We start from the raw sequence: 24379 nt of genomic DNA on the forward strand, positions 1-24379 counted from the left end.
TCTCTGTGACACGTACAGCTATTGCCCGACTACGCTTGGTGAACATGAAAATTGCTTTCGTCGGGAAGGGCGGGAGCGGCAAGACCACGCTCTCCTCCCTCTTCATCCGCCACCTTGCGGCTGCCGGTGCCCCGGTGGTCGCCATCGACGCGGACATCAACCAGCACCTCGGACCCGCTCTCGGGCTCGACGAGGCGGAGTCGGCCGCGCTGCCCGCCATGGGCGAACGGCTGCCGCTGATCAAGGACTACCTGCGCGGCGGCAACCCGCGCATCGCCTCCGCCGCGACCATGATCAAGACGACTCCGCCCGGGGAGGGTTCGCGGCTGGTCCGGGTGCGGGAGCCCAACCCGGTCTACGACGCCTGCGCACGTCCGGTGGAACTCGACGGCGGTGCCGTCCGTTTGATGGTCACCGGCCCCTTCACGGACGCCGACCTGGGAGTCGCCTGCTACCACTCCAAGACGGGAGCGGTGGAGCTGTTCCTGAACCACCTCGTCGACGGCCCCGACGAGTACGTCGTGGTCGACATGACGGCCGGTTCGGACTCCTTCGCCTCCGGCATGTTCACCCGCTTCGACATGACGTTCCTCGTCGCCGAGCCGACCCGGAAGGGGGTCTCCGTCTACCGCCAGTACAAGGAGTACGCCCGCGACTTCGGCGTCGCCCTGAAGGTCGTCGGCAACAAGGTCCAGGAACAGGACGACATCGACTTCCTGCGCGCGGAGGTCGGTGACGACCTGCTCGTGACGGTCGGACGCTCGGACTGGGTGCGTGCCATGGAGAAGGGCCGACCGCCACGGTTCGACCTCCTCGAGGAGATCAACTCGCGTGCCCTGGGGACCCTCAGGGCCACCGCCGACGCCACCTACGAGCAGCGGGACTGGGAGCGGTACACACGTCAGATGGTGCACTTCCATCTGAAGAACGCCGAGGCGTGGGGCAACGAGCGCACGGGGGCCGACCTGGCGGCGCAGGTCGACCCCGGGTTCGTGCTCGGCGAGGGGGTGGCGACGCCCGCGTGACGCCTACGGCTTGAGCGCCGGCGCCCCGGGAGCCCCCTTGGGCGCCGGGGCCGGACGGCCGGAGAGGAAGGACGCCCAGCCCTGCCGGGGGGCTTCGCCCACCTTGAGGCTGCGCAGCCTCTTCAGGGTCCCCGGATCCTGGGCGTCCAGCCAGTCGACCAGCTGGTGGAAGGAGACGCAGCGCACCTCCGGCTTGTTGCACACCTCCTGCACCACCTGGTCGATGGCGCGCATATAGGTGCCGCCGTTCCACGACTCGAAGTGGTTGCCGATGATCAGGGGGGCACGGTTGCCGTCGTAGGCGCGGTAGAAGCCCTTGATCAGACCGTCGCGCATCTGGTCGCCCCAGTAGTCGAACATGTCGGGGTCGCCCTGGGTCTGGGTGCCGGACTGGTTGACCATGAAGTTGTAGTCCATGGTCAACTGCTCATAGGTGTGCCCGGGGAAGGGCACCAACTGCATCGACAAGTCCCATAGGCCCTGCTTCTTCTTGGGCCAGACCTGGTCGTTGACACCGCTGGAGTCGTAGCGGAAGCCCAGTTGGCGGGCGGCCTTCATGAAGTTCTTCTGCCCTTCGAGGCAGGGGGTGCGGGCGCCGATCAGCTCCTTGTCGTAGTCGAAGGGCAGAGGGTTCGTCGCCTTCATGCCGGTGTTGGTCTTCCAGTTCTTCACGAACTGCTTGGCCTGGGCGATCTCGCTCTTCCACTCCCCCACCGACCACTCGCCGACCCCGCCGTCGGGGCCGCAGAAGTGACCGTTGAAGTGGGTGCCGATCTCGTTGCCCTCGAGCCAGGCCAGCCGTACCTGCTCGAGGGTGTCGGCGATCCCCTGCTCGTCGTTGAAGCCGATATCCGAGCTGCCGCGCGCGTGTTGGGGCGGTCTGTAGAGGTCACGCTTCTCCTCCGGCAGCATGTACACGCCGCTGAGGAAGTACGTCATCGTCGCGTTGTTCTCCTTGGAGACCTTGCGGAAGTGGGAGAACAGCTTCTGACTGTCCTCACCCGCGCCGTCCCAGGAGAACACCACGAACTGCGGTGGTTTCTCACCGGACTTCAACCGCTCGGGTGTGGGCAGGTGCGGCTGCCCACCGGTGTACGCGGTGGATCCGTCACCGATCAGACGGAGCGCACTGTTGGGCGCCGGTACCCCCTGCCGCGGGCCGGACGCTCCTTCCTTCGAGCCGTTGGAGCCGGTCGCACAACCGGCGAGCGACGTGGCGCAGGCCGCGGCGACCATGGCACCGAAGGCGATTCTCTGGGTGGCGGCCATGTTCCGCCCACCTTCTTCCTTCTCTCTGACGAACGCTGACGTGGCCTTTTCTGGTCATGTGCCGGGCTTGCCCCGACAGCGCCGCCAAGGTCGCACGGGACCGAGAGGGAATTAATACGACAAGCCGATGAAATGCTCACTTCATCCGAGTGGGCGATCGGCTGCGCCATTTGCCCCGGAAAGTTATGCATTGTCTTTACTCTGCATTACGGTTCATTTACCGAGCGTTGATCCATCCCGCCACTGAACGCCGTGCCCCACGGCTGCGACCGAGCCCCGCCCATCGACGCGGGTCCCACCCGGTCCGCGACCGCGCCGCCCCGGAGGAGACGGGAACATGCCCACCGCCTGCGCACCCCCTCACGCCCAGCACCCCCACCCCCCGCACAGCCCCGCATCAGGGCGCCGCCGCTTCCCCGTCGAAGGCGCCGATGTGTCGGCCGCCGTCGCGGTGTTCCTGATCGCCCTGCCTCTGTCCCTGGGCATCGCCCTCGCCACCGGCGCCCCGCTCCAGGCGGGCCTCGTCGCCGCCGCCGTGGGCGGAGTCGTCGCCGGCCGTATCGGCGGCTGCCCACTGCAGGTCAGCGGCCCCGCCGCCGGACTCACCGTCGTCACCGCCGATCTGATCCACCAATACGGCTGGCGGGCGACCTGCGGCATCACCGTCCTCGCCGGTCTCGCCCAGCTCGGCCTCGGCTGCCTGCGGGTGGCACGCGGCGCACTCGCGGTCAGCCCGGCCGTGGTGCACGGCATGCTGGCCGGCATCGGCATCACCATCGCCGTCGCCCAGCTGCACATCGTCCTCGGCGGCAGCCCGGACAGCTCCGTGCTCGCCAACCTGCGTGCGCTGCCCGCCCAGTTGGCCGACCTGCACCCGGCCGCCGTGTCCATGAGCGCGCTGACCCTGACCCTGCTGCTGGCCTGGCCACGTCTCCCGGGCCGCGTCGGCCGGGGACTGCGCAAGGTGCCGGCCGCTCTCGTCGCCGTCGCCGGGGCCACCGCGACCGCCGCCCTCGCCGGGCTGAGCCTGCCCCGGGTCGACCTGCCGTCCTGGAGCAGTCACGCGCTGGCCGGACTGCCCGAGGGGCCGGTGCTCGGTGTGGTGGCCGCCGTGCTCACCACCACCCTGGTGTGCAGCGTGCAGTCACTGCTCGGCGCGGTGGCCGTGGACAAGCTGGTCTCCGCGCGCCCCGGCACACAGTCCCGTGTCGGCCGCTCGGACCTGGACCGGGAGCTGCTCGGCCAGGGCGCCGCCAACATCGTCTCCGGGGCACTCGGCGGCCTGCCGGTGGCCGGGGTGGCCGTGCGCAGCACCGCGAACGTGAACTCGGGTGCCGTGAGCCGGAACTCCACGATGCTGCACGGCGTTCTCGTAGTAGTCGCCGCGCTGCTGATGGTCCCGATCCTGGAGGAGATCCCGCTCGCCTCCCTCGCCGCCCTGGTGATGGCCGTCGGCATCCAGATGGTGTCCCTGCACCACATCCGCACGGTGACACGCCACCGCGAAGTGCCGGTCTACGCCGTGACCACCCTCGGCGTGGTCCTCCTCGGCGTCCTGGAAGGCGTGCTTCTCGGGGTCGCCGTGGCCGTCGCCGTCGCCCTGCACCGCCTCACCCGCACCCGCATCACTCACGAGGACAGGAAGGGAGTCCATCATGTACGTGTCCGTGGCCAGCTGACGTTTCTCGCGGTGCCGCGGCTCAGCCGGACCCTGCATCTCGTACCCCAAGGCGCTCACGCCGTCGTGGAGTTGGACGGATCGTTCATGGACCACGCGGCGTACGAGTCACTGCAGGACTGGCGCAGCTCCCACACCGCGCGGGGCGGCACGGCCGAGCTGTCGGGTCGGCGCGGCGGAATCCGGGCCGCCGAGCCGGCCGGGGACGCCGAGTGCCGGTGCCGGCCCTGGACGCCCTGGCGCAATCACCAGTCCTGCTTCGTGGGGGCTCCCGCGGCCCCGGCGGGCCGGGAAGCGGCGCAGGAACTGGCGCGCGGCATCAGCTCGTTCCAGCGCAACACCGCGCCGCTGGTGCGTGAGGAGCTGGCTCGGCTCGCCCGGGAGGGCCAGCAGCCCTCGCAGCTCTTCCTCACCTGTGCGGACTCCCGGCTCGTCACCTCGATGATCACCGCCAGTGGTCCCGGTGACCTGTTCGTCGTCCGCAACGTCGGCAACCTGGTGCCGCCGGCGGGCGAGGAGCACGGCGACGACTCGGTGGCGGCCGCCATCGAGTACGCGGTGGACGTGCTCGGGGTGCGCTCCATCACGGTGTGCGGGCACTCCGGGTGCGGGGCGATGCAGGCGCTGCTGGCAGCGGAGAGCGCGGGCGGGGACACCGCGGACGGGGACACCCCGTTGCGGCGGTGGCTGCGGCACGGGCTGCCGAGCCTCGCGCGGATGGCCCGTGACCGCAGCGCCTGGCCCCGGCTGGCCGGGCGGGCACCCGCGGACGCGGTGGAACAGCTGTGCCTGACCCATGTGGTCCAGCAACTGGATCACCTGCGGGCGCACGCACCGGTCGCCCGGGCGCTGGCCCGCGGCGATCTGGAACTGCACGGCATGTACTTCCACGTGGGTGAGGCGCAGGCGTATCTGCTCGCGCGGACGGAAGGAGGCACGGTCTTCGAGGGCGTCACGGAAGGCGTCGTCGAGGAGGTCACCGAAGGCGACGCCGAGGACGTCACGAAAGGAGAGGAGGCACCCAGCTCGGTGAGAGCGGCAGAGTCGCGACAGGTCTAAACCAATTTTCCGGTCGACCCTTGTCATCGGCCCCCCGCGTCTGATGAGCTGTGGCCTGGGACACAACGGACACCCTTGGAAAGGGAGATGTCGTGAGCAACGAGAGCCTGGCCAACCTGCTGAAGGAAGAACGCAGGTTCGCGCCCCCCGCCGACCTGGCCGCGCACGCCAACGTCACCGCGGAGGCGTACGAACAGGCCAAGGCTGACAGGCTCGGCTTCTGGGCCGAGCAGGCCCGTCGGCTGACCTGGGCCAAGGCGCCGACCGAGACGCTGGACTGGTCGAACCCGCCGTTCGCCAAGTGGTTCGCGGACGGCGAGCTGAACGTCGCGTACAACTGCGTGGACCGGCATGTGGAGGCCGGGCACGGGGACCGCGTCGCCATCCACTTCGAGGGTGAGCCCGGCGACAGCCGCTCGATCACCTACGCGGAGCTGAAGGACGAGGTCTCCAGGGCCGCCAACGCCCTGCTGGAGCTGGGTGTCCGCAAGGGCGACCGGGTCGCCATCTACATGCCGATGATCCCGGAGACCGCGATCGCGATGCTGGCCTCGGCCCGGATCGGCGCCGCGCACTCCGTCGTCTTCGGCGGCTTCTCGGCGGACGCGCTCGCGACCCGTATCCAGGACGCGGACGCCAAGGTCGTCATCACGGCCGACGGCGGCTACCGGCGCGGCAAGCCGTCCGCGCTCAAGCCGGCCGTGGACGAGGCGGTCGACAAGGCGGGCAACGTCGAGCACGTGCTCGTGGTCCGCCGTACCGGGCAGGACGTGGCCTGGAGCGGCGAGCGCGACGTCTGGTGGGACGAGCTGGTCGGACGGCAGTCCGCCGAGCACACCCCGGAGGCGTTCGAGGCGGAGCACCCGCTGTTCATCCTCTACACCTCGGGGACGACGGGTAAGCCGAAGGGCATCCTGCACACCTCCGGCGGCTACCTCACCCAGGCGGCGTACACCCACTGGGCGGTGTTCGACCTGAAGCCGGAGACGGACGTGTTCTGGTGCACGGCCGACGTCGGCTGGGTCACCGGGCACTCGTACATCGTCTACGGACCGCTGGCCAACGGTGCCACGCAGGTCATGTACGAGGGCACGCCGGACACCCCGCACCAGGGCCGGTTCTGGGAGATCGTGCAGAAGTACAAGGTCACGATCCTCTACACGGCGCCGACCGCGATCCGGACCTTCATGAAGTGGGGCGACGACATCCCCGCCAAGTTCGACCTCAGCAGCCTCAGGGTCCTGGGGTCGGTCGGCGAGCCGATCAACCCCGAGGCGTGGATCTGGTACCGCAAGCACATCGGCGCCGACCGGACGCCGGTCGTGGACACCTGGTGGCAGACCGAGACCGGTTCGATGATGATCTCGCCGCTGCCGGGCGTGACCGAGGCCAAGCCCGGTTCGGCGCAGCGTCCGCTGCCCGGCATCAGCGCGACCGTCGTGGACGACGAGGCGAACGAGGTGCCCAACGGCGGCGGTGGCTACCTGGTGCTGACCGAGCCGTGGCCGTCCATGCTGCGCACCATCTGGGGCGACGACCAGCGGTTCATCGACACCTACTGGTCCCGCTTCGAGGGCAAGTACTTCGCCGGTGACGGCGCCAAGAAGGACGACGACGGGGACATCTGGCTGCTGGGCCGGGTGGACGACGTCATGCTCGTGTCCGGGCACAACATCTCCACCACCGAGGTGGAGTCGGCGCTGGTCTCGCACCCGTCGGTCGCCGAGGCGGCCGTCGTCGGCGCCGCCGACGAGACCACCGGACAGGCGATCGTCGCCTTCGTGATCCTGCGGGGCACGGCCTCGGAGGACGAGGCGCTCGTCGGCGATCTGCGCGACCACGTGGGCGCCACGCTCGGCCCGATCGCCAAGCCCAAGCGGATCCTGCCGGTGGCGGAGCTGCCGAAGACCCGCTCCGGCAAGATCATGCGCCGCCTGCTGCGGGACGTGGCCGAGAACCGCCAGCTCGGTGACGTCACCACGCTGACGGACTCCACGGTCATGGACCTCATTCAGACCAAGCTCCCGGCGGCGCCGAGCGAGGACTGACCCGCACGGCACGGCGCGAGGGGGCACCCGGACGACGACGCGCCGGGTGCCCCCTTCTGCGTCTACCGTGAGGACCACCGGTCCCGGCCGCCCCCCGTTGGGTAAGGTAATGAAAGCGTCAAGGACGCAACGAGATCCACAGGTGCGCCGGGAAGTCTGGTCGGCATGTGAGCCGTCCTGTCCAGCCACCGGAGGTCCCGCCGTGACCGCGCCCCGCACCCCGCTGTCCCCTCGCAAGGTCCTCGGACGCCTGTCCCTGCCCGAGCGGACCTTCGTGGCGGACGCGCTGCGCACCGAGACCGTCGGCGGCGTCCTGCTGCTGCTCGCCGCCGTCGCGGCGCTGGTCTGGGCGAACATCCCCGCCCTGCAGCACAGCTACGAAGCGGTGAGCCACCTCCACTTCGGCCCCGCCGCCCTCGGCCTGCACCTCTCCCTCGCCCACTGGGCCTCCGACGGCCTCCTCGCCGTGTTCTTCTTCGTCGCCGGCATCGAACTCAAGCGCGAGCTGGTCGCCGGGGACCTGCGCGACCCGAAGGCGGCGGTGCTGCCCGTGGTGGCCGCGCTGTGCGGCATGGCCGTACCGGCACTCGTCTACACCCTGACCAACCTCGCCGGGCACGGCTCCACGCAGGGCTGGGCGGTGCCCACCGCCACCGACATCGCCTTCGCGCTCGCCGTCCTCGCGGTCATCGGCACCGCGCTGCCCAGCGCCCTGCGCGCCTTCCTGCTCACCCTCGCGGTCGTCGACGACCTGTTCGCGATCCTGATCATCGCGATCTTCTTCACCGACCGCCTGGACTTCGCCGCGCTGGGCGGGGCCGCGGCGGGCCTGGTGGTCTTCTGGCTCCTGCTGCGCAAGGGGGTGCGCGGCTGGTACGTGTACGTGCCGCTCGCCGTGGTGATCTGGGCGCTGATGTACAACAGCGGCGTGCACGCCACCATCGCCGGCGTGGCGATGGGCCTGATGCTGCGCTGCACCACCCGGGAGGGCGAGGAGCACTCGCCGGGCGAGCACATCGAGCACCTGGTGCGGCCCCTGTCGGCCGGGCTCGCGGTGCCGCTGTTCGCGCTGTTCAGCGCCGGGGTGGTGGTCTCCGGCGGTGCGCTCGGTGACGTGTTCACCAAGCCGGAGACGCTCGGCGTCGTGCTCGGACTGGTCGTCGGCAAGACGATCGGCATCTTCGGCGGCACCTGGCTGACCGTCCGCTTCACCCGGGCCTCGCTCAGCGACGACCTCGCCTGGGCGGACGTCTTCGCGGTGGCCTCCCTCGCCGGGATCGGCTTCACGGTGTCGCTGCTCATCGGCGAACTGGCCTTCGACGGTGACGCCGTGCTCACCGACGAGGTGAAGGCGGCCGTGCTCACCGGATCACTGATCGCGGCGGTGTGTGCGACGGTGCTGCTGAAGATACGCAACGCCCGGTACCGCAGGCTGTGCGAGGAGGAGGAGCGCGACGAGGACCTCGACGGCATCCCGGACGTCTACGAGCAGGACGATCCGGCGTACCACCTGCGCATGGCCGAGATCCACGAGCGCAAGGCCGCCGAGCACCGGCGGATCGCCGCGGAGCGGGCGGCCGCGGAGCGGGCGGCCGCGGAGCGCCACGGGCTTGCGGAAGTGCCGGGTGGGGCAGGCGAGGAGGGCGACCGTCCGGCATGATCTGACGAGACGGTACAAAACAAGACGGCCGTACGAGCGAGGCGGTCCCGCCGAGGGGCGCCGGGCGCGACGGCCACCCACACGGCCGTACGAGCACGACGGCCACCCGGCACGGCACACTTGCGGCACGAGAACACTCAGAGGGAGAACGCGATGAGCGCACCCGACGGCAGCCCGGTCGGCGCCGAACGCAGCATCGGCCAGCTGTTCGCCTCGGCGACGACCGAATTGTCGGCGCTGGTGCACGACGAGATCGCACTGGCCAAGGCCCAGCTCAGGCAGGACGTGAAGCGCGGCGCGACGAGCGGCGGCGCCTTCTCGCTGGCCGGCGCGGTGCTGGTGTTCTCCCTGCCGATGCTGAACTTCGCCCTCGCCTACGGCATCCGGACCTGGAGCGGCTGGAACCTGGCGGTCTGCTTCCTGCTGTCCTTCGCGGCCAATGTGCTGGTCGCCGGCCTCCTCGCGCTGATCGGTGTGGTGTTCGCGAAGAAGGCCAAGAAGGGCCAGGGCCCGCAGAAGGTGGCCGCCTCGATGAAGGAGTCGGCGAGCGTTCTGCAGAACGCCAAGCCGCATCCGCGCCCGGAGCTGCCCGAGGACCGGGCGCCCGCGGCCATCGAGGCTGTGGCACGCTCGTCGTCATGACCGACCCCGCCCCCTCGGCCGTACGGATCGACCTGCCCCACGGGCAGAAGGTGACGCACCGGGACGTCGCCGCGAACGGCGCCCGCTTCCACATCGCCGAACTCGGCGACGGCCCCCTGGTGCTGCTGCTGCACGGCTTCCCGCAGTTCTGGTGGACCTGGCGGCACCAGCTGGTCGCGCTCGCCGACGCGGGCTACCGGGCGGTGGCGATGGACCTGCGGGGCGTCGGCGGCAGCGACCGCACGCCCCGCGGGTACGACCCCGCCAACCTCGCCCTGGACGTCACCGGTGTGATCCGCTCGCTCGGCGAGCCGGACGCCGCGCTGGTCGGCCACGACGTGGGCGGCTACCTGGCGTGGACGGCGGCCGCGATGCGCCCCAAGCTCGTACGACGGCTCGCGGTCGTCTCGATGCCGCATCCGCGGCGCTGGCGCGCGGCGATGCTGCGGGACGCCCGGCAGACGGCCGCCAACTCCTACATCTGGGGCTTCCAGCGGCCATGGCTCCCGGAGCGTCAACTCACCGCGGACGGCGGGGCGCTGGTGGGCCGTCTGATCCGAGACTGGTCCGGGCCGCGGCTGCCGGAGGACGAGACCGTGGAGATGTACCAGCGGGCCATGTGCATCCCCTCCACGGCGCACTGCGCGATCGAGCCGTACCGCTGGCTGGTGCGCTCGCTGGCGCGCCCGGACGGCGTCCAGTTCTACCGCCGGATGAAGCGGCCGGTTCAGGTACCCACGCTGCATCTGCACGGCTCGCTGGACCCGGTGACGCGCACGCGCAGTGCGGCCGGTTCGGGCGAGTACGTCGAAGCGCCGTACCGCTGGCGGCTGTTCGAGGGTCTCGGGCACTTCCCGCACGAGGAGCACCCGGTGGCGTTCTCCACCGAACTGGTCAACTGGCTCAGGGACCCCGAGCCCGACCGGTGACCGAGGAGGTGACCGTACGGTGACGGGTTCGACGCGTGGAGTATCCGATTGCTGAACACTTGTCCCCCGAACGGCCACATGCCTGCCGCATAGGCCAATTGGGGGGCGCGGAGGCGGTTATCGACCTTGGGGCGGGGGCACACGTCGGGGTATGGGCTGGACGCACGACTACAGTGACGCACCCCGCAACCGCCGCTCGGCCACCGGCCTGAGCACGCCTCAGCGAGGCGCCCCGCAACTGGCGGAAGCGGACCTTCGGGTGGGGATCCCGCGTATCCTGCGCCGCCGGGCGCGCTGGGTCTCGATGCGTCTGCGTCACCCGCGCGGCTGAACGCCCGTTCCGCGGTTCACAGCGCGCAGCTGTCCGTACCCACCTGCTCGTTCGCTGTGCGTCCCCGCGCGATGTCGGGCTGGATCTCGTCCGCCGTCAGCGCGTAGCCGGTGTCCGCGTCGTCGAGGGACTTGGCGAAGACGACGCCGTACACCTTGCCGTCGGGCGTGAGCAGTGGGCCGCCGGAGTTGCCCTGGCGGACCGTCGTGTACAGCGAGTAGACGTCTCGGCGGACCGTGCCGCGGTGGTAGATGTCCGGGCCGTTGGCGGTGATGCGCCCGCGTACGCGCGCGGCGCGCACGTCGTACGAGCCGTTCTCCGGGAAGCCCGCGACGATCGCGCCGTCGCCGCCGGCCGCGTCCCGGTTGGTGAACTTCAGGGCGTTCGCCTTCAGGTCCGGTACGTCGAGGACGGCGATGTCGCGCTTCCAGTCGTACAGGACGACCTTGGCGTCGTATTTGCGGCCTTCGCCGCCTATCTGCACGCTCGGCGCGTCGACCCCGCCGACGACGTGCGCGTTGGTCATGACCCGGCGGTCGGAGAAGACGAAGCCGGTGCCCTCCAGGACCTTGCCGCAGCTCTGGGCGGTGCCGGTGACCTTGACGATGGAGCGCTGGGCGCGGGTGGCGGCCGGGCTGCGCGCCAGGGCCGGGTCGGGGGGCCGGACGTCCTTGATCGGCTCGTTGGAGAACGGGCTGAAGACCTGCGGGAAGCCGTTCTGCGCGAGGACGGAGGAGAAGTCCGCGAACCAGGTGTCGGCCTGTGCGGGCAGCGCCCGGGAGACGCCGAGGAGCACCTTGGAGCCGCGCACCTCCTTGCCGAGCGTCGGCAGGGTCGTACCGGCGAGGGCGGAGCCGATCAGCCACGCGACCAGCAGCATCGCGACGACGTTGACCAGCGCGCCGCCGGTGGCGTCCAGGGCGCGGGCCGGGGACCAGGTGATGTGGCGGCGCAGCTTGTTGCCGAGGTGGGTGGTCAGTGCCTGGCCGATCGAGGCGCAGACGATGACGACGACCACGGCGACGACGGCGGCGGTGGTGCCGACCTCGGCGTTGTCGGTCACGGCGTCCCAGACGACGGGCAGCGTGTACACGGCGACGAGGCCGCCGCCCAGGAATCCGATCACCGACAGGATGCCGACGACGAAGCCCTGGCGGTAGCCCACGACCGCGAACCAGACGGCCGCGACCAGCAACAGGATGTCCAGCACGTTCACCGCTTCAGGCCTCGCCTACTCACTCCGCTCCCAGCAGCTCGGCCGGGGGTCCGGGGGTGGCCCCGGGGGACACAGCACGGGGATCACCCTGTCATGCGCGCCAGTCGAGCGGGACCTGCTGCTCCCGGTCCCAGGGGCGCTCCCAGCCCGCGTAGTGGAGCAGGCGGTCGATCACTCCGGCCGTGAAACCCCAGACCAGGGCCGATTCGACCATGAATGCCGGACCTCGGTGTCCACGGGGGTGGACGGCGGTGGCACGGTTGGCGGGGTCCGTGAGATCCGCCACGGGGACGGTGAAGACGCGGGCGGTCTCGTTCGGATCGACGACGCCGACGGGGCTGGGCGCGCGCCACCAGCCGAGCACCGGTGTGACGACGAAGCCGCTGACCGGGATGTACAGGGCGGGCAGGACGCCGAAGAGCTGGACGCCGGACGGATCGAGGCCGGTCTCCTCCTCGGCCTCGCGCAGCGCTGCCCGCAGCGGACCGTCGCCCTGCGGATCGCCGTCCTCGGGGTCGAGCGCGCCACCCGGGAAGGACGGCTGCCCGGCGTGCGAGCGCAGGGAGCCGGCCCGCTCCATCAGCAGCAGCTCGGGGCCGCGCTCCCCCTCCCCGAACAGGATCAGTACCGCGGACTGCCGTCCCGAGCCGTTCTCCGGCGGCAGGAAGCGGCTGAGCTGGAGCGGCTCGACCGTCTCGGCGGCCCGCACCACCGGATCCAGCCAGTCCGGCAGCCCCTCCTTGCTGAGCGTCACCGCATCGCCCCGCGTCTCACTGGCCCTCGTCATCGCCACCCCCGTCGCTCTGCCTGTCCAACGCCCGAGGGCACCGAGATCGTTCCGTCACGCGGCCCCCAGCGGCGGCGCCGGCCTGCCGCCCGCGTCGAGATACGCCTGAGGGGGGTTGAGCCGCTGGCCGGGGAAGCCGCCCTTCTCGTACTTCAGGAGCTTCTTCGCCTTCTCCGGGTCGGTCTCGCCCTCGCCGTAGGCCGGGCAGAGCGGGGCGATCGGGCAGGCGCCGCAGGCGGGCTTGCGGGCGTGGCAGATGCGGCGGCCGTGCCAGATGACATGGTGGGACAGATCGGTCCACTCGCTCTTCGGGAACAGCGCGCCGACGGTGGCCTCGATCTTGTCCGGGTCGGTCTCCTCGGTCCACCGCCAGCGCCGTACCAGCCGCTGGAAGTGGGTGTCCACGGTGATGCCGGGCCGGCCGAAGGCGTTGCCGAGGACGACGAAGGCGGTCTTGCGGCCGACGCCGGGCAGCTTGACGAGGTCCTCCAGCTTCCCGGGCACCTCACCGCCGAAGCCCTCCGCGAGCGCCTTGGACAGCCCTATGACCGACCGGGTCTTGGCCCGGAAGAAGCCGCAGGGGCGCAGGATCTCCTCGACCTCCTCCGGGTTGGCGGCGGCCAGGTCCTCGGGGGCCGGGTACTTGGCGAACAGCGCCGGGGTGGTCTGGTTGACCCGCAGATCGGTGGTCTGGGCCGACAACACGGTGGCGACCAGCAGCTGGAAGGGGTTCTCGAAGTCCAGCTCGGGGTGGGCGTACGGGTAGACCTCGGCGAGTTCGCGGTTGATCTTGCGTGCCCGTCGTACGAGGGCCGTCCGCGACTCCGGCTTCCAGGGCTTCACGGCCTCGGTCACCGCCGTGGCCGCCTTGCGCACCTTGCTCACTGCCATGGACGAAGGCTACGCCGACGGGACCGGCGCCGGTGGTGGATCACCAGGACGACCGGCCCTTCGGAGCACCGCTCACGGAGCGGGCACCGAAACCGGCCATCCGGTGCCGCCGACCGAGGTGATCACCGGTGGCTGCTGGTCCGATTCATTCGGTTTATCACATCAGCGACACGCTGTTCGCCCACAGCGGAATCATCGGGCGTCCCCCCTCGGGCGACCCCGGACAGCCCCCTACGCCGTGCTCCCACCGGCTACTTGGGGCCTTCGGCCGACCCGCGGCCGGGCGGCGGGCACGGCCCCGGAAGCGGAAGATCGGCCCCCGATTGGACCCCTGCCGCGTACCTCGGGACACCTGTGCGGCATCCTTGTGACAGATCACACTGTTTGGACCGTCCGGCAAAATGGGGAACACGGACCCCTGGCACACGGGGGAGCAAGATCCCCTGAGCAGGTCGACAAGGAGAGAACTCGTGGACGACGTTCTGCGGCGCAACCCGCTCTTCGCGGCTCTCGACGACGAGCAGGCCGCGGAGCTTCGCGCCTCCATGAGTGAGGTGACCCTCGCACGCGGCGACTCCCTGTTCCACGAGGGCGACCCCGGTGACCGGCTGTACGTCGTCACCGAGGGCAAGGTCAAGCTCCACCGCACTTCCCCCGACGGCCGCGAGAACATGCTCGCCGTCGTCGGCCCCGGCGAACTGATCGGCGAGCTGTCGCTGTTCGACCCGGGCCCGCGCACCGCGACCGCGACCGCGCTGACCGAGGTCAAGCTCCTCGGTCTCGGCCACGGCGACCTCCAGCCCTGGCTGAACGTACGCCCCGAGGTGGCCGGCGCCCTGCTGCGCGCCGTCGCCCGCCGGCTGCGCAAGACCAACGACGCCATGTCCGACCTGGTCTTCTCCGACGTTCCCGGCCGCGTGGCGCGTGCCCTGCTGGACCTCTCCCGCCGCTTCGGCGTGCAGTCCGAGGAGGGCATCCACGTCGTCCACGACCTCACGCAGGAGGAGCTGGCCCAGCTGGTCGGCGCATCCCGCGAGACCGTGAACAAGGCCCTCGCGGACTTCGCGCAGCGCGGCTGGCTCCGCCTGGAGGCGCGGGCCGTGATCCTGCTGGACGTCGAGCGCCTGGCCAAGCGGTCGCGCTGACGCCGGTTTCGGCCCATGACAGTGGGGCCCGGCTTCCTGGAAGCCGGGCCCCACTGTCATGGCCGCCGTCCCCCGCACCTCGAAAACCAGCTGCCCGAGGCAGGCGTGCGCGGCACAGTGGGCGCATGGCCGAAACCGTTCGCCGTCCCGGACTGGACGCCCAGGGCTACCTCGCCCGCGAAGGCTCCCTCGCGCGCGTGCCCGAGGTCTTCCGCCCGGTCGTGGCCGCCGCCCGTGACCGGCTCGTGGACGCGTTCGGCCCCCGCCTGCACAGCGCCTACCTCTACGGCTCGATCCCGCGCGGCACCGCGCGCGTGGGACGCAGCGACCTGGATCTGTTCGTCGCCCTCGGCGAGGAACCCAGGGAGGCCGACCGGGAGGCCGTCCGGGCGCTCGGCGAGGCCGTCGACAAGGAGTTCCCGCAGATCGACGGCGTCGGCACGCTGCTCTACGGCCGGGACCGGCTGCTGAGCGACCTGGAGCGGTACGACCTGGGCTGGTTCGTCGCCTGCCTGTGCACCCCGCTGCTCGGCGAGGATCTCGCCGCCCGTCTGCCCCGCTACCGCCCCGACTCCCTGCTGGCCCGTGAGACCAATGGCGACCTCGCCCGGTGGCTGCCGCGCTGGCGCGAGCGGATCGGGCGGGCCGAGGACACCGAGGAGGCCCGTCGGCCGCTCGTGCGCTTCATGTCCCGGCACCTCGTCCGCACGGGCTTCACGCTCGTGATGCCGCGCTGGCAGGGCTGGACGAGCGATCTGCGGGAGATGGCCGAGGCGTTCGGCACGTACTACCCCGAGCGGGCCGCGCAACTGCGCACCGCGGCGGAGTACGGCTACGAGCCCGTCGGCGACCCGGGCGTCCTGCGGTCCTACGTCGACGACCTCGGCCCCTGGATCGCCGGGGAGTACACGCGCGTGCACGGCGTCAAGACCGCCCGGCCGGACTGAGGCGGCTCCTAGATCAGGCCGTGCTCGCTCAGGTACTCCATCTGGGCCCGCACGGACAGTTCCGCCGCCGGCCACAGCGAGCGGTCCACGTCGGCGTAGACGTGGGCGACGACCTCGGCCGGGGTGCGGTAGCCGTCCTCGACCGCCGTCTCCACCTGGGCGAGCCGGTGGGCGCGGTGGGCCAGGTAGAACTCGACGGCGCCCTGGGCGTCGTCCAGCACCGGACCGTGACCCGGCAGGACGGTGTGCACGCCGTCGTCCACCGTGAGGGACCTCAACCGCCGCAGCGAGTCCAGATAGTCGCCGAGCCGCCCGTCGGGGTGCGCCACGACCGTCGTCCCGCGCCCGAGGATGGTGTCGCCGGTCAGCACCGCCCGGTCGGCCGGGAGATGGAAGCACAGCGAGTCCGCGGTGTGCCCGGGGGTCGGCACGACCCTCAGCTCCAGGCCGCCGACGGTGACCGCGTCCCCGGCGGCCAGGCCCTCTTCGCCGAGGCGCAGCGCCGGATCGAGGGCACGCACGCGCGTACCGGTCAGCTCGGCGAAGCGGGCCGCGCCTTCGGCGTGGTCGGGGTGGCCGTGGGTGAGCAGGGTCAGGGCTATGCGCTTGCCGGCCTTCTCCGCCGTGTCCACGACGGTGCGCAGATGGCCGTCGTCCAGCGGGCCCGGGTCGATCACCACGGCCAGGTCGGAGTCCGGCTCGGCGACGATCCAGGTGTTGGTGCCGTCCAGGGTCATCGCGGAGGCGTTGGGCGCGAGGACGTTGACGGCCCGTTCGGTGGCGGGACCCGAGACGACGGTGCCGCGGGGCTGGCCCGGCAGGGCTGCTGCGTCGGTCATGCGGGGCCTCCGCCGGTCGTCGTCGGAGCGGTCGTCCCGGCGGGCGTCTGCGCGGTCGTCCCGGCCGTGGGGATGTGCTTGGTGAACTCGTCGTGCCCCGGCCAGGACAGGACGATCTCGCCGTCCTGGAGGCGCGCGCTCGCCAGCACCGCCGTCATGTCGCGCGCGGGGGCGGCCGCCAGCGCCTCGGCGGCGGTGGCGTACGGGAGCAGCTGGCGCAGCGTGGCGATGGTGGGCGGCATCATCAGCAGCTCGCCCTTGTCGTAGCCGGCGGCGGCCTCCTCGGGGCGGATCCACACCGTGCGGTCGGCCTCCGTGGAGGCGTTCCGGGTGCGCTGCCCCTCGGGGAGGGCGGCCGCGAAGAACCAGGTGTCGTAGCGGCGGGCCTCGAACTCCGGGGTGATCCAGCGGGTCCAGGCGCCCAGCAGGTCCGAGCGCAGCACCAGGCCGCGCCGGTCCAGGAACTCGGCGAAGGACAGCTCGCGCGCGACCAGGGCGGCCCGGTCCGCCTCCCAGTCCTCGCCGGTGGTGTCGCCGACGACCGAGTCCGCGTCGGGCCCGGCGAGCAGGACGCCTGCCTCCTCGTACGTCTCCCGTACGGCCGCGCAGACGATGGCCTGGGCGCCGTTCTCGTCGACTCCCAGCCGTTCGGCCCACCACGCGCGCGTGGGGCCCGCCCAGCGGATCTGACGGTCGTCGTCGCGCGGGTCGACACCGCCGCCGGGATACGCGTACGCGCCTCCGGCGAAGGCCATGGAGGCGCGTCTGCGCAGCATGTGGACGACCGGGCCGCCCGGGGTGTCCTTCAGGAGCAGCACCGTGGCCGCGCGCCTGGGGGTCACCGGGGTGAGGGTGCCGTCCGCGAGCGCGCGGATGCGGTCCGGCCACTCCGGGGGGTACCACTGACCGTTCGCCATGGCCGGAGGCTATCCCGTATAGGGCGAATGTTCGAGAGGTGCCCGAGGTCAGTGGGGCCGCGGTGGACTACTGGGCGAGTTCCACCTGGATCTCCACCTCGACCGGCGCGTCCAGCGGCAGCACCGCGACGCCGACCGCGCTGCGCGCGTGCACGCCCTTGTCGCCGAGGACCTCGCCGAGGAGTTCGCTGGCACCGTTGACGACACCGGGCTGCCCGGTGAAGTCGGACGCCGAGGCGACGAAACCGACCACCTTCACCACGCGCGCGATGCGGTCCAGGTCGCCGGCGACGGACTTCACGGCGGCCAGCGCGTTCAGCGCGCAGACGCGGGCCAGGTCCTTGGCCTCCTCCGGCGTGACCTCCGCGCCCACCTTGCCGGTGACCGGCAGCTTGCCCTCCACCATCGGCAGCTGGCCGGCGGTGTAGACGTAGACACCGGACTGCACGGCCGGCTGGTACGACGCCAGCGGCGGTACGACCTCCGGCAGGGTCAGGCCCATTTCGGCCAGTTTGGCCTCGACCGCGCTCACGCCTGCTTCTCCCGCTTCAGGTAGGCCACGAGCTGCTCCGGATTGTTGGGCCCGGGCACGACCTGGACCAGCTCCCAGCCGTCCTCGCCCCAGGTGTCCAGAATCTGCTTCGTGGCATGGACGAGCAGCGGCACGGTCGCGTATTCCCACTTCTTGGTCATGAGGCCGACTGTAGCCGCTGTGGCCGAAAGGGCAGGCGGCCGACCACGACCGCTGTCCGCCGACGGACGCACGGCCGTATCACGACGGCCGCCGCCCACCGGACACACGGCCGATCACGACCGCCGCGCCCACCGGACAAACAGGTGATCGCGACGACCGCTGTCCACCGAACACATGGCCGACTATGACCGCCGTTATCCACAGCCTCCCGCGTGGCCTTCGGCCGGACTGGTTAGTCTCGAAGGCGTGAGCAGGCTCCAGGTCGTCAGCGGCAAGGGCGGGACCGGAAAGACGACGGTCGCCGCCGCCCTCGCGCTGGCCCTCGCGACCGAGGGGAAGCGGACGCTTCTCGTGGAGGTCGAGGGTCGGCAGGGCATCGCACAGCTCTTCGAGACGGAGGCGTTGCCGTACGAGGAGCGGAAGATCGCGGTCGCGCCGGGGGGCGGGGAGGTGCATGCCCTCGCGATAGACCCCGAACTCGCCCTTCTGGACTACCTCCAGATGTTCTACAAACTGGGCGGGGCGGGCAGAGCGCTCAAGAAGCTCGGCGCCATCGACTTCGCCACCACCATCGCTCCCGGCATCAGGGACGTCCTGCTGACCGGCAAGGCGTGCGAGGCGGTGCGCCGCAAGGACAAGAAGGGACGGTTCGTCTACGACTACGTCGTCATGGACGCCCCGCCGACCGGCCGCATCACCCGCTTCCTGAACGTGAACGACGAGGTGGCGGGCCTCGCGAAGATCGGCCCGATACACAATCAGGCGCAGGCGGTGATGCGCGTGCTCAAGTCGCCGGAGACGGCGGTGCACCTGGTGGCCCTGCTGGAGGAGATGCCGGTGCAGGAGACCGCCGACGGCATCGCCGAGCTGCGCGCGGCACGGCTTCCGGTGGGCCGGGTCATCGTGAACATGGTCCGGCCGCAGGTGTTGGACGCGGCCGACCTGGAACTCGTACGGACCGTGGAGCGTTCTTCGGTCGCACAGGCGTTCTCGGCCGCGGGGCTCGGCGGGGCCCGGCGGGGCGGGAACGCCGAGAAGCTGGTGGACCCGCTGCTGGCGCAGGCAGCCGAGTACGCCGAGCGGTACGCGCTGGAGCAGGAGCAGCGCGCGGTCCTCGGCGAGCTGGGCCTGCCGCTGAACGAACTGCCGCTGCTCGTCGAGGGCATGGACCTCGCGGGCCTGTACGAACTCGCCACCGAGCTGCGGAAGCAGGGGTTGTCATGAGTCCGGACCCGGCCGAGGCACAGGACACGGCGCGCCGCCTCTCCCCCGCGCGTGCGCTCGACGTCGACCCGCTGCTGGACGACCGCGGGACGCGGATCGTGGTGTGCTGCGGCTCGGGCGGGGTCGGCAAGACGACGACCGCGGCGGCCCTCGGGCTGCGGGCGGCCGAGCGGGGCCGCAAGGTGGTCGTCCTGACCATCGACCCGGCCAAGCGGCTGGCCCAGTCGATGGGCATCGACTCCCTCGACAACGTGCCGCGCCGGGTGAAGGGCACCGAGGGCGGCGGCGAACTGCACGCCATGATGCTCGACATGAAGCGCACCTTCGACGAGGTCGTGGAGGCGCACGCGGACCCCGAGCGGGCGGCCGCGATCCTGGCGAACCCCTTCTACCAGTCGCTCTCGGCGGGCTTCGCGGGCACGCAGGAGTACATGGCGATGGAGAAGCTGGGCCAGCTGCGGGCCAAGGACGAGTGGGACCTGATCGTGGTCGACACCCCACCGTCCCGCTCGGCGCTGGACTTCCTGGACGCACCCAAGCGGCTCGGCTCCTTCCTGGACGGCCGGCTGATCCGCCTGCTCACCGCGCCCGCCAAGCTGGGCGGCCGCGCGGGGATGGCCTTCCTGAACGTCGGCATGTCGATGATGACCGGCACGCTGGGCAAGCTGCTGGGCGGCCAGTTGCTGAAGGACGTACAGACGTTCGTGGCCGCCATGGACACCACCTTCGGTGGTTTCCGTACGCGCGCGGACGCCACGTACAAGCTGCTCCAGGCGCCCGGTACGGCGTTCCTCGTGGTCGCGGCCCCGGAGCGGGACGCGTTGCGCGAGGCCGCGTACTTCGTGGAGCGGCTGGCCGCGGAGGACATGCCGCTGGTCGGTCTGGTGCTGAATCGTGTCCATGGCAGCGGCGCCGGCCGGCTGTCGGCCGAGCGAGCGCTCGCCGCCGCGGAAAATCTTGAGGACCTCCGCATTGTGGATCAGGGGGACGGGAAAGCTGGACTTCGTAACTCTCCCGACACGTACGGCAGTTCACGAACTTCCGCACCCGAGGCCGCAGCCGGAGACGCCGCTTCCGAGGAAGGCTCCCCCGCCGAAACGGAAGACTCCTCCACCGAGGCGGAGCGCCCCGTCGACCGGCTCGCCGCAGGCCTGTTGAGGCTGCACGCCGAACGCATGCAGCTGCTCTCGCGCGAGCAGCGCACGCGTGACCGGTTCACCGCCCGCCACCCCGAGGTGGCGGTGGTCGACGTACCCGCACTGCCCGGCGACGTCCACGACCTCACAGGTCTGCGTGACATCGGTGCCCGGCTGGCCGCGGGCACGGCGGGGCGGACGGAGCCGTCGTAGCGCCCCTCTGCGGGCGACTACGCGGCGAGCCGTACAGGCGGGGCCACATACGCGCGTACCACCACGGAGACGGAGGCGGCGGCGCGCAGAGTGCGCAGCGCAGGGGTGCGGATACCGCCACGGAGTCAGTTCCGGCCGCGCGCAGGTGCGCTCGTACGGTCGCAGCGCGCGGCTGCGGGCGACTGCGGGCGGAACTGCCGGGTCGATCGCGGCTTCCCCAGGCGAAGGCCAGATCGACACCTCCGACACCCCATGGCAGGCAGCGGTGCGGTCTCGTCGGCGACCGCGGGCCCACCGCGGCCGATCGCGCGGTTGCCCGCGCCCCCAGAGCACTGCGACTCCCGCCGGGGAACCGCAACTCCCGTTGCCCGAGAAGCCACCCTGACCGCGGGCGCTCCACTTCTCCCCAGGCAGGTGCGTGCCCTCAGCTCACCGCCGCGTAGTTCTCGTACATCTCGTCGTTGTCGAGAGACACGATCCCGACGCCCCGCTCGTATTCCGAGCGAGCGGTTTCCAGCAGCCTGCGCCAGGAGGTCACGGTGGGCCGCCGGCGCAGCAGTGCGCGGCGCTCCCGCTCCGTCATGCCTCCCCACACGCCGAATTCGACGCGGTTGTCCAGCGCGTCAGCCAGGCATTCGGTGCGTACCGGGCATCCGGTGCACACCGCCTTGGCCCTGTTCTGCGCTGCTCCCTGAACGAACAGTTCATCCGGATCGGTAGTGCGGCAGGCAGCCTGCGCACTCCAGTCGGTTACCCAGCCCATACCGGCGCCGTCCTCTCCCGAATCGAGGCTCCCCCACGGCGGCAGCGGCATATTCACCGCCGCCAGTTGAGGACGTTACGGAAGGTGGGCACAGCGCAACACCCCCTTCGGGCCCAATCTTGAATGGCCCGAACGGACTATGGGTAAGCGGCAGATCACCCGCGGGAGTGAGCTGGCGACATATGCGAACATCCCGGCAATCCGGGACAGCTACGGTGTGCCACATCGGGCGTCAGGTGACACACGAGGCGGATTCGGACACGTTCCCCTCAGAAAAACGGGGCACGACCGGAACGATTCGGGGTCGCCGGACGTATTGATACGTGACCGCACTGCTGTGACAGTTGAGAGCAGCTTAGGCCAAGGCCTGCGCGCGTGTCCGGAAAATGCGAACGTAGGTCTCCTGCTTCGCCGTGTGCTGCCCGCCACCACCCGGCGCCGCCCGCCCGTACGTCACGATCCGGCACCCGAACATCCCGACAGGGAGCCGCTCCCTCGGAACGCTCATAAGTACGGATTAGGCTGCCCCCATGCCAAAGAAGCGCTCGGGCGGTGGCCTGTCGGCAACACAGCAGGCCGCCAAGTTCCTCGGTGTCAGTGTGCTCGCGGGAGCCGTGATGGCGGGCATCGCGCTGCCCGCGGCCGGAGCGCTGGGCCTCGCGGCCAAGGGCTCGGTCAAGAGCTTCGACGAGATCCCGGCCAATCTGAAGAGCCCCCAGCTCAGTCAGCGCACGACGATCCTGGACAACCGGGGCAACCAGATCGCGACCGTCTACTCCCGCGACCGTACGGTGGTCGACCTCAAGGACATCTCGCCGTACATGCAGAAGGCGATCGTCGCGATCGAGGACTCGCGCTTCTACAAGCACGGCGCGATCGACCTCAAGGGCGTGCTGCGCGCCGTGAACAAGAACGCGCAGAGCGGCGGGGTCGCCCAGGGCGCCTCCACGCTCACCCAGCAGCTGGTGAAGAACTACTTCATCGAGGAGGCCGGCGACGACCCGACGAAGGTCGCCGAGGCCACCCAGCAGACCCTCGGCCGTAAGATCCGCGAGCTGAAGTACGCGATCCAGATCGAGGAACAGCTGGGCAAGAAGAAGATCCTCGAGAACTACCTCAACATCACCTTCTTCGGCGAGCAGGCCTACGGCGTCGAGGCCGCCGCCCAGCGCTACTTCTCCAAGCACGCCAAGAACCTGAAAGTGCAGGAGGCCGCGCTGCTGGCCGGCATCGTGCAGTCCCCGAGCCGCTACGACCCGGTCAACGACGAGGCCGAGGCCACCAAGCGGCGCAACATCGTCCTGCAGCGCATGGCCGAAGTCGGCGACATCTCCCAGAAGGAGGCCGACGAGGCCAAGGGCAAGCCGCTCGGGCTCCACCCCAGCCGGCCGAAGAACGGCTGCATCACCGCGGTCCAGGGTGCCGGCTTCTTCTGCGACTACGTACGCGAGGTCTTCCTGACCGACCCGGCCTTCGGCAAGACCAAGGAGATCCGGGCGAAGCTCTGGAACCAGGGTGGTCTGACGATCCGTACGACGCTCGACCCGCAGGCGCAGCAGTCCGCGCAGGCCTCGATCAAGGACCACGTCTACAAGAGCGACGGCGTGGCGACGGCCGCGACCATCGTCGAACCGGGCACCGGCAAGATCCTCGCCATGGGTCAGTCCCGCCCGTACGGCTTCGGCAAGAACGAGACCCAGATCAACCTGTCCGTGAACCAGGACATGGGCGGCGGTGCCGGCTACCAGCCCGGTTCGACGTTCAAGCCGATCGTGGCGGCGGCCGCCATCGAGGGCGGCAAGCCCGCGACGCAGCAGTACTCGTCGCCGTACGAGATGCTGTACCCGAGCCCGGTGTCCGCGTGCGACGGCAAGACCTGGCGCAACGACCCCCGGAAGCCCGAGAAGCTCACGAACGAGAACGAGTCGGAGCACGGCCCGTACGGCATGAAGGAAGCGACCGCCAAGTCGGTCAACACCTACTACGTGCAGCTGATCAGCGACATCGGTATCTGCCCGGTCGTCGACATGGCCAAGAAGATGGGCGTGTCACGCGCGGACGGCCGCAAGATGGTCCAGGCGCCCTCCATGGCGCTCGGCACCCAGGAGATGTCCCCGCTGACGATGGCGAGCGCCTACGCCACCTTCGCCTCGCGCGGCATGTACTGCACCCCGGTCGCCATCGAGTCGATCACCCAGCGGGCAGGCCGGGAGCAGAAGTCCCTGGAAGTGCCGAAGTCGACCTGCTCGCGCGCGATGTCGGAGACGACCGCCGACACCGTCAGCACGCTCCTCAAGGGCGTGGTCGAGGACGGTACGGGCCAGGAGGCCGGCCTGGACAGCCGCGCGAGCGCCGGCAAGACGGGTACGACGGACGAGCGCTTCGCGGCCTGGTTCGTCGGCTACACCCCGAACATGGCGGGCGCGGTCTGGGTCGGCGACCCGGCCCACAAGCGGCACATGGTCAACATCACCATCGGTGGCGTCCCGTACGACAAGGTCTTCGGTGGCGCGGTCCCGGGCCCGATCTGGCGCGACATGATGTCCGGCGCTCTGGAGGGCAAACCCGCTCCCGACTTCAACCTGGTCGACATCCCCGACGAGGACAACGGGGACGGCCAGGGAAAAGGCGACAGGGGAGAGAACGGGGGCAACAACGGGGACACGGGACGAGTGATCGGCGGACTGATCGGCGGCCTGACGGACGGGGGCGCCACTGACGGCGCCACCACGGGCGGCACGACCACCGGCGCCATCGGCGGCACCACCCCGTCACCGACCTTCTCCCTCCCCGGCAACTTCATCCAGGGCCAGAGCAACGGCGGCATCAACGGGAACGGCAACGGGGGCCACAGAGGCTAGGTCCCCACGGATACGGCGGCGGGGGGGGGGGGGGGGGGGGGGGGGGGGGGGGGGGGGGGGGGGGGGGGGGGGGGGGGGGGGGGGGGGGGGGGGGGGGGGGGGGGG

The 24379-nt window shown here is 70.8% G+C and carries 21 protein-coding genes; 12 read left to right on the forward strand and 9 right to left on the reverse strand.

All coding sequences use genetic code 11. The annotated features are described in order from the left end of the window. Nucleotides 1-44: 44 nt before the first annotated feature. Complete coding sequence (locus tag ACZ5CW_RS33405; protein ID WP_468608062.1) at nt 45-1025, forward strand: ATP-binding protein; 981 nt, start codon at nt 45-47, stop codon at nt 1023-1025. Nucleotides 1026-1028: 3 nt separating this feature from the next. Here ACZ5CW_RS33405 and ACZ5CW_RS33410 read toward each other — a convergent pair whose 3' ends face one another. Further along, on the reverse strand, nt 1029-2294 hold the full coding sequence (locus tag ACZ5CW_RS33410) for a polysaccharide deacetylase family protein (protein ID WP_468608064.1): 1266 nt from the start codon (nt 2292-2294) through the stop codon (nt 1029-1031). Between the two features lie 337 nt (nt 2295-2631). Here ACZ5CW_RS33410 and ACZ5CW_RS33415 point away from each other — a divergent pair, with 337 nt between their 5' ends. The 6 genes from ACZ5CW_RS33415 to ACZ5CW_RS33440 all read left to right on the forward strand — a co-directional run bounded on the left by ACZ5CW_RS33415 (nt 2632) and on the right by ACZ5CW_RS33440 (nt 10641). Then, entirely contained in the window at nt 2632-5031 is a 2400-nt protein-coding gene (locus ACZ5CW_RS33415) for a bifunctional SulP family inorganic anion transporter/carbonic anhydrase (RefSeq protein ID WP_468608066.1), read from the forward strand. A gap of 92 nt (nt 5032-5123) precedes the next feature. Continuing rightward, the gene (acs, locus tag ACZ5CW_RS33420) at nt 5124-7079 is read left to right on the forward strand and encodes an acetate--CoA ligase (protein WP_468608068.1); all 1956 of its coding nucleotides are present in this window, start codon (nt 5124-5126) and stop codon (nt 7077-7079) included. A 202-nt stretch (nt 7080-7281) separates the two neighbouring features. Next, nucleotides 7282-8739: a Na+/H+ antiporter NhaA gene (nhaA, locus tag ACZ5CW_RS33425; protein ID WP_468608070.1), complete on the forward strand. Its 1458-nt coding sequence runs from the start codon at nt 7282-7284 to the stop codon at nt 8737-8739. A gap of 153 nt (nt 8740-8892) precedes the next feature. After that, complete coding sequence (locus ACZ5CW_RS33430; protein ID WP_468608072.1) at nt 8893-9381, forward strand: phage holin family protein; 489 nt, start codon at nt 8893-8895, stop codon at nt 9379-9381. Then, nucleotides 9378-10310 carry an alpha/beta fold hydrolase gene (locus tag ACZ5CW_RS33435; protein WP_468608074.1) on the forward strand — a complete coding sequence of 311 codons (933 nt, stop codon included), beginning with the start codon at nt 9378-9380 and terminating at the stop codon, nt 10308-10310. Before ACZ5CW_RS33430 ends, ACZ5CW_RS33435 begins: the two co-directional genes overlap by 4 nt. Nucleotides 10311-10461: 151 nt before the next feature. Further along, nucleotides 10462-10641, forward strand: coding sequence for a hypothetical protein (locus ACZ5CW_RS33440; protein WP_468608076.1), 180 nt, complete (start codon nt 10462-10464; stop codon nt 10639-10641). A 16-nt stretch (nt 10642-10657) separates the two neighbouring features. Here ACZ5CW_RS33440 and ACZ5CW_RS33445 read toward each other — a convergent pair whose 3' ends face one another. The 3 genes from ACZ5CW_RS33445 to nth all read right to left on the reverse strand — a co-directional run bounded on the left by ACZ5CW_RS33445 (nt 10658) and on the right by nth (nt 13535). Next, the gene (locus tag ACZ5CW_RS33445; protein ID WP_468608078.1) at nt 10658-11857 is read right to left on the reverse strand and encodes a MarP family serine protease; all 1200 of its coding nucleotides are present in this window, start codon (nt 11855-11857) and stop codon (nt 10658-10660) included. A 91-nt stretch (nt 11858-11948) separates the two neighbouring features. Beyond that, on the reverse strand, nt 11949-12644 hold the full coding sequence (locus ACZ5CW_RS33450; RefSeq protein ID WP_468608080.1) for an NUDIX hydrolase: 696 nt from the start codon (nt 12642-12644) through the stop codon (nt 11949-11951). Nucleotides 12645-12698: 54 nt separating this feature from the next. Further along, entirely contained in the window at nt 12699-13535 is an 837-nt protein-coding gene (gene nth / locus ACZ5CW_RS33455) for an endonuclease III (RefSeq protein WP_468608082.1), read from the reverse strand. A gap of 470 nt (nt 13536-14005) precedes the next feature. Between nth and ACZ5CW_RS33460 the strand changes: the two genes are divergently transcribed. Both ACZ5CW_RS33460 and ACZ5CW_RS33465 read left to right on the forward strand, forming a co-directional pair. Further along, on the forward strand, nt 14006-14680 hold the full coding sequence (locus ACZ5CW_RS33460; RefSeq protein ID WP_030734182.1) for a Crp/Fnr family transcriptional regulator: 675 nt from the start codon (nt 14006-14008) through the stop codon (nt 14678-14680). Nucleotides 14681-14805: 125 nt separating this feature from the next. Next, nucleotides 14806-15627: a nucleotidyltransferase domain-containing protein gene (locus ACZ5CW_RS33465; protein WP_468608085.1), complete on the forward strand. Its 822-nt coding sequence runs from the start codon at nt 14806-14808 to the stop codon at nt 15625-15627. Nucleotides 15628-15635: 8 nt separating this feature from the next. On the opposite strand, the gene ACZ5CW_RS33470 is transcribed toward ACZ5CW_RS33465, so the two are convergent. The 4 genes from ACZ5CW_RS33470 to ACZ5CW_RS33485 all read right to left on the reverse strand — a co-directional run bounded on the left by ACZ5CW_RS33470 (nt 15636) and on the right by ACZ5CW_RS33485 (nt 18076). After that, the gene (locus ACZ5CW_RS33470; protein WP_468608087.1) at nt 15636-16466 is read right to left on the reverse strand and encodes an MBL fold metallo-hydrolase; all 831 of its coding nucleotides are present in this window, start codon (nt 16464-16466) and stop codon (nt 15636-15638) included. Next, nucleotides 16463-17383: an NUDIX hydrolase gene (locus ACZ5CW_RS33475; RefSeq protein ID WP_468608089.1), complete on the reverse strand. Its 921-nt coding sequence runs from the start codon at nt 17381-17383 to the stop codon at nt 16463-16465. The genes ACZ5CW_RS33470 and ACZ5CW_RS33475 overlap by 4 nt, the downstream gene beginning before the upstream one ends. Before the next feature lie 67 nt (nt 17384-17450). Further along, nucleotides 17451-17915 carry a RidA family protein gene (locus ACZ5CW_RS33480; RefSeq protein WP_468608091.1) on the reverse strand — a complete coding sequence of 155 codons (465 nt, stop codon included), beginning with the start codon at nt 17913-17915 and terminating at the stop codon, nt 17451-17453. After that, nucleotides 17912-18076 (reverse strand): DUF4177 domain-containing protein, encoded by a 165-nt coding sequence (locus tag ACZ5CW_RS33485; protein WP_136744038.1) that lies wholly within the window; start codon nt 18074-18076, stop codon nt 17912-17914. Before ACZ5CW_RS33485 ends, ACZ5CW_RS33480 begins: the two co-directional genes overlap by 4 nt. A 247-nt stretch (nt 18077-18323) precedes the next feature. Between ACZ5CW_RS33485 and bagA the strand changes: the two genes are divergently transcribed. After that, nucleotides 18324-19301: an ATPase BagA gene (bagA, locus tag ACZ5CW_RS33490; RefSeq protein WP_468608093.1), complete on the forward strand. Its 978-nt coding sequence runs from the start codon at nt 18324-18326 to the stop codon at nt 19299-19301. Continuing rightward, nucleotides 19298-20650: an ATPase BagB gene (gene bagB / locus ACZ5CW_RS33495; RefSeq protein WP_468608095.1), complete on the forward strand. Its 1353-nt coding sequence runs from the start codon at nt 19298-19300 to the stop codon at nt 20648-20650. Before bagA ends, bagB begins: the two co-directional genes overlap by 4 nt. A gap of 424 nt (nt 20651-21074) precedes the next feature. Here bagB and wblA read toward each other — a convergent pair whose 3' ends face one another. Continuing rightward, nucleotides 21075-21413, reverse strand: a complete 339-nt coding sequence (gene wblA / locus ACZ5CW_RS33500) for a transcriptional regulator WblA (RefSeq protein ID WP_468608113.1) — start codon at nt 21411-21413, stop codon at nt 21075-21077. Between the two features lie 530 nt (nt 21414-21943). Here wblA and ACZ5CW_RS33505 point away from each other — a divergent pair. Continuing rightward, nucleotides 21944-24274, forward strand: coding sequence for a transglycosylase domain-containing protein (locus ACZ5CW_RS33505; protein WP_468608097.1), 2331 nt, complete (start codon nt 21944-21946; stop codon nt 24272-24274). Nucleotides 24275-24379 lie beyond the last annotated feature (105 nt).

This window comes from Streptomyces sp. NPDC031379 (assembly GCF_055569615.1).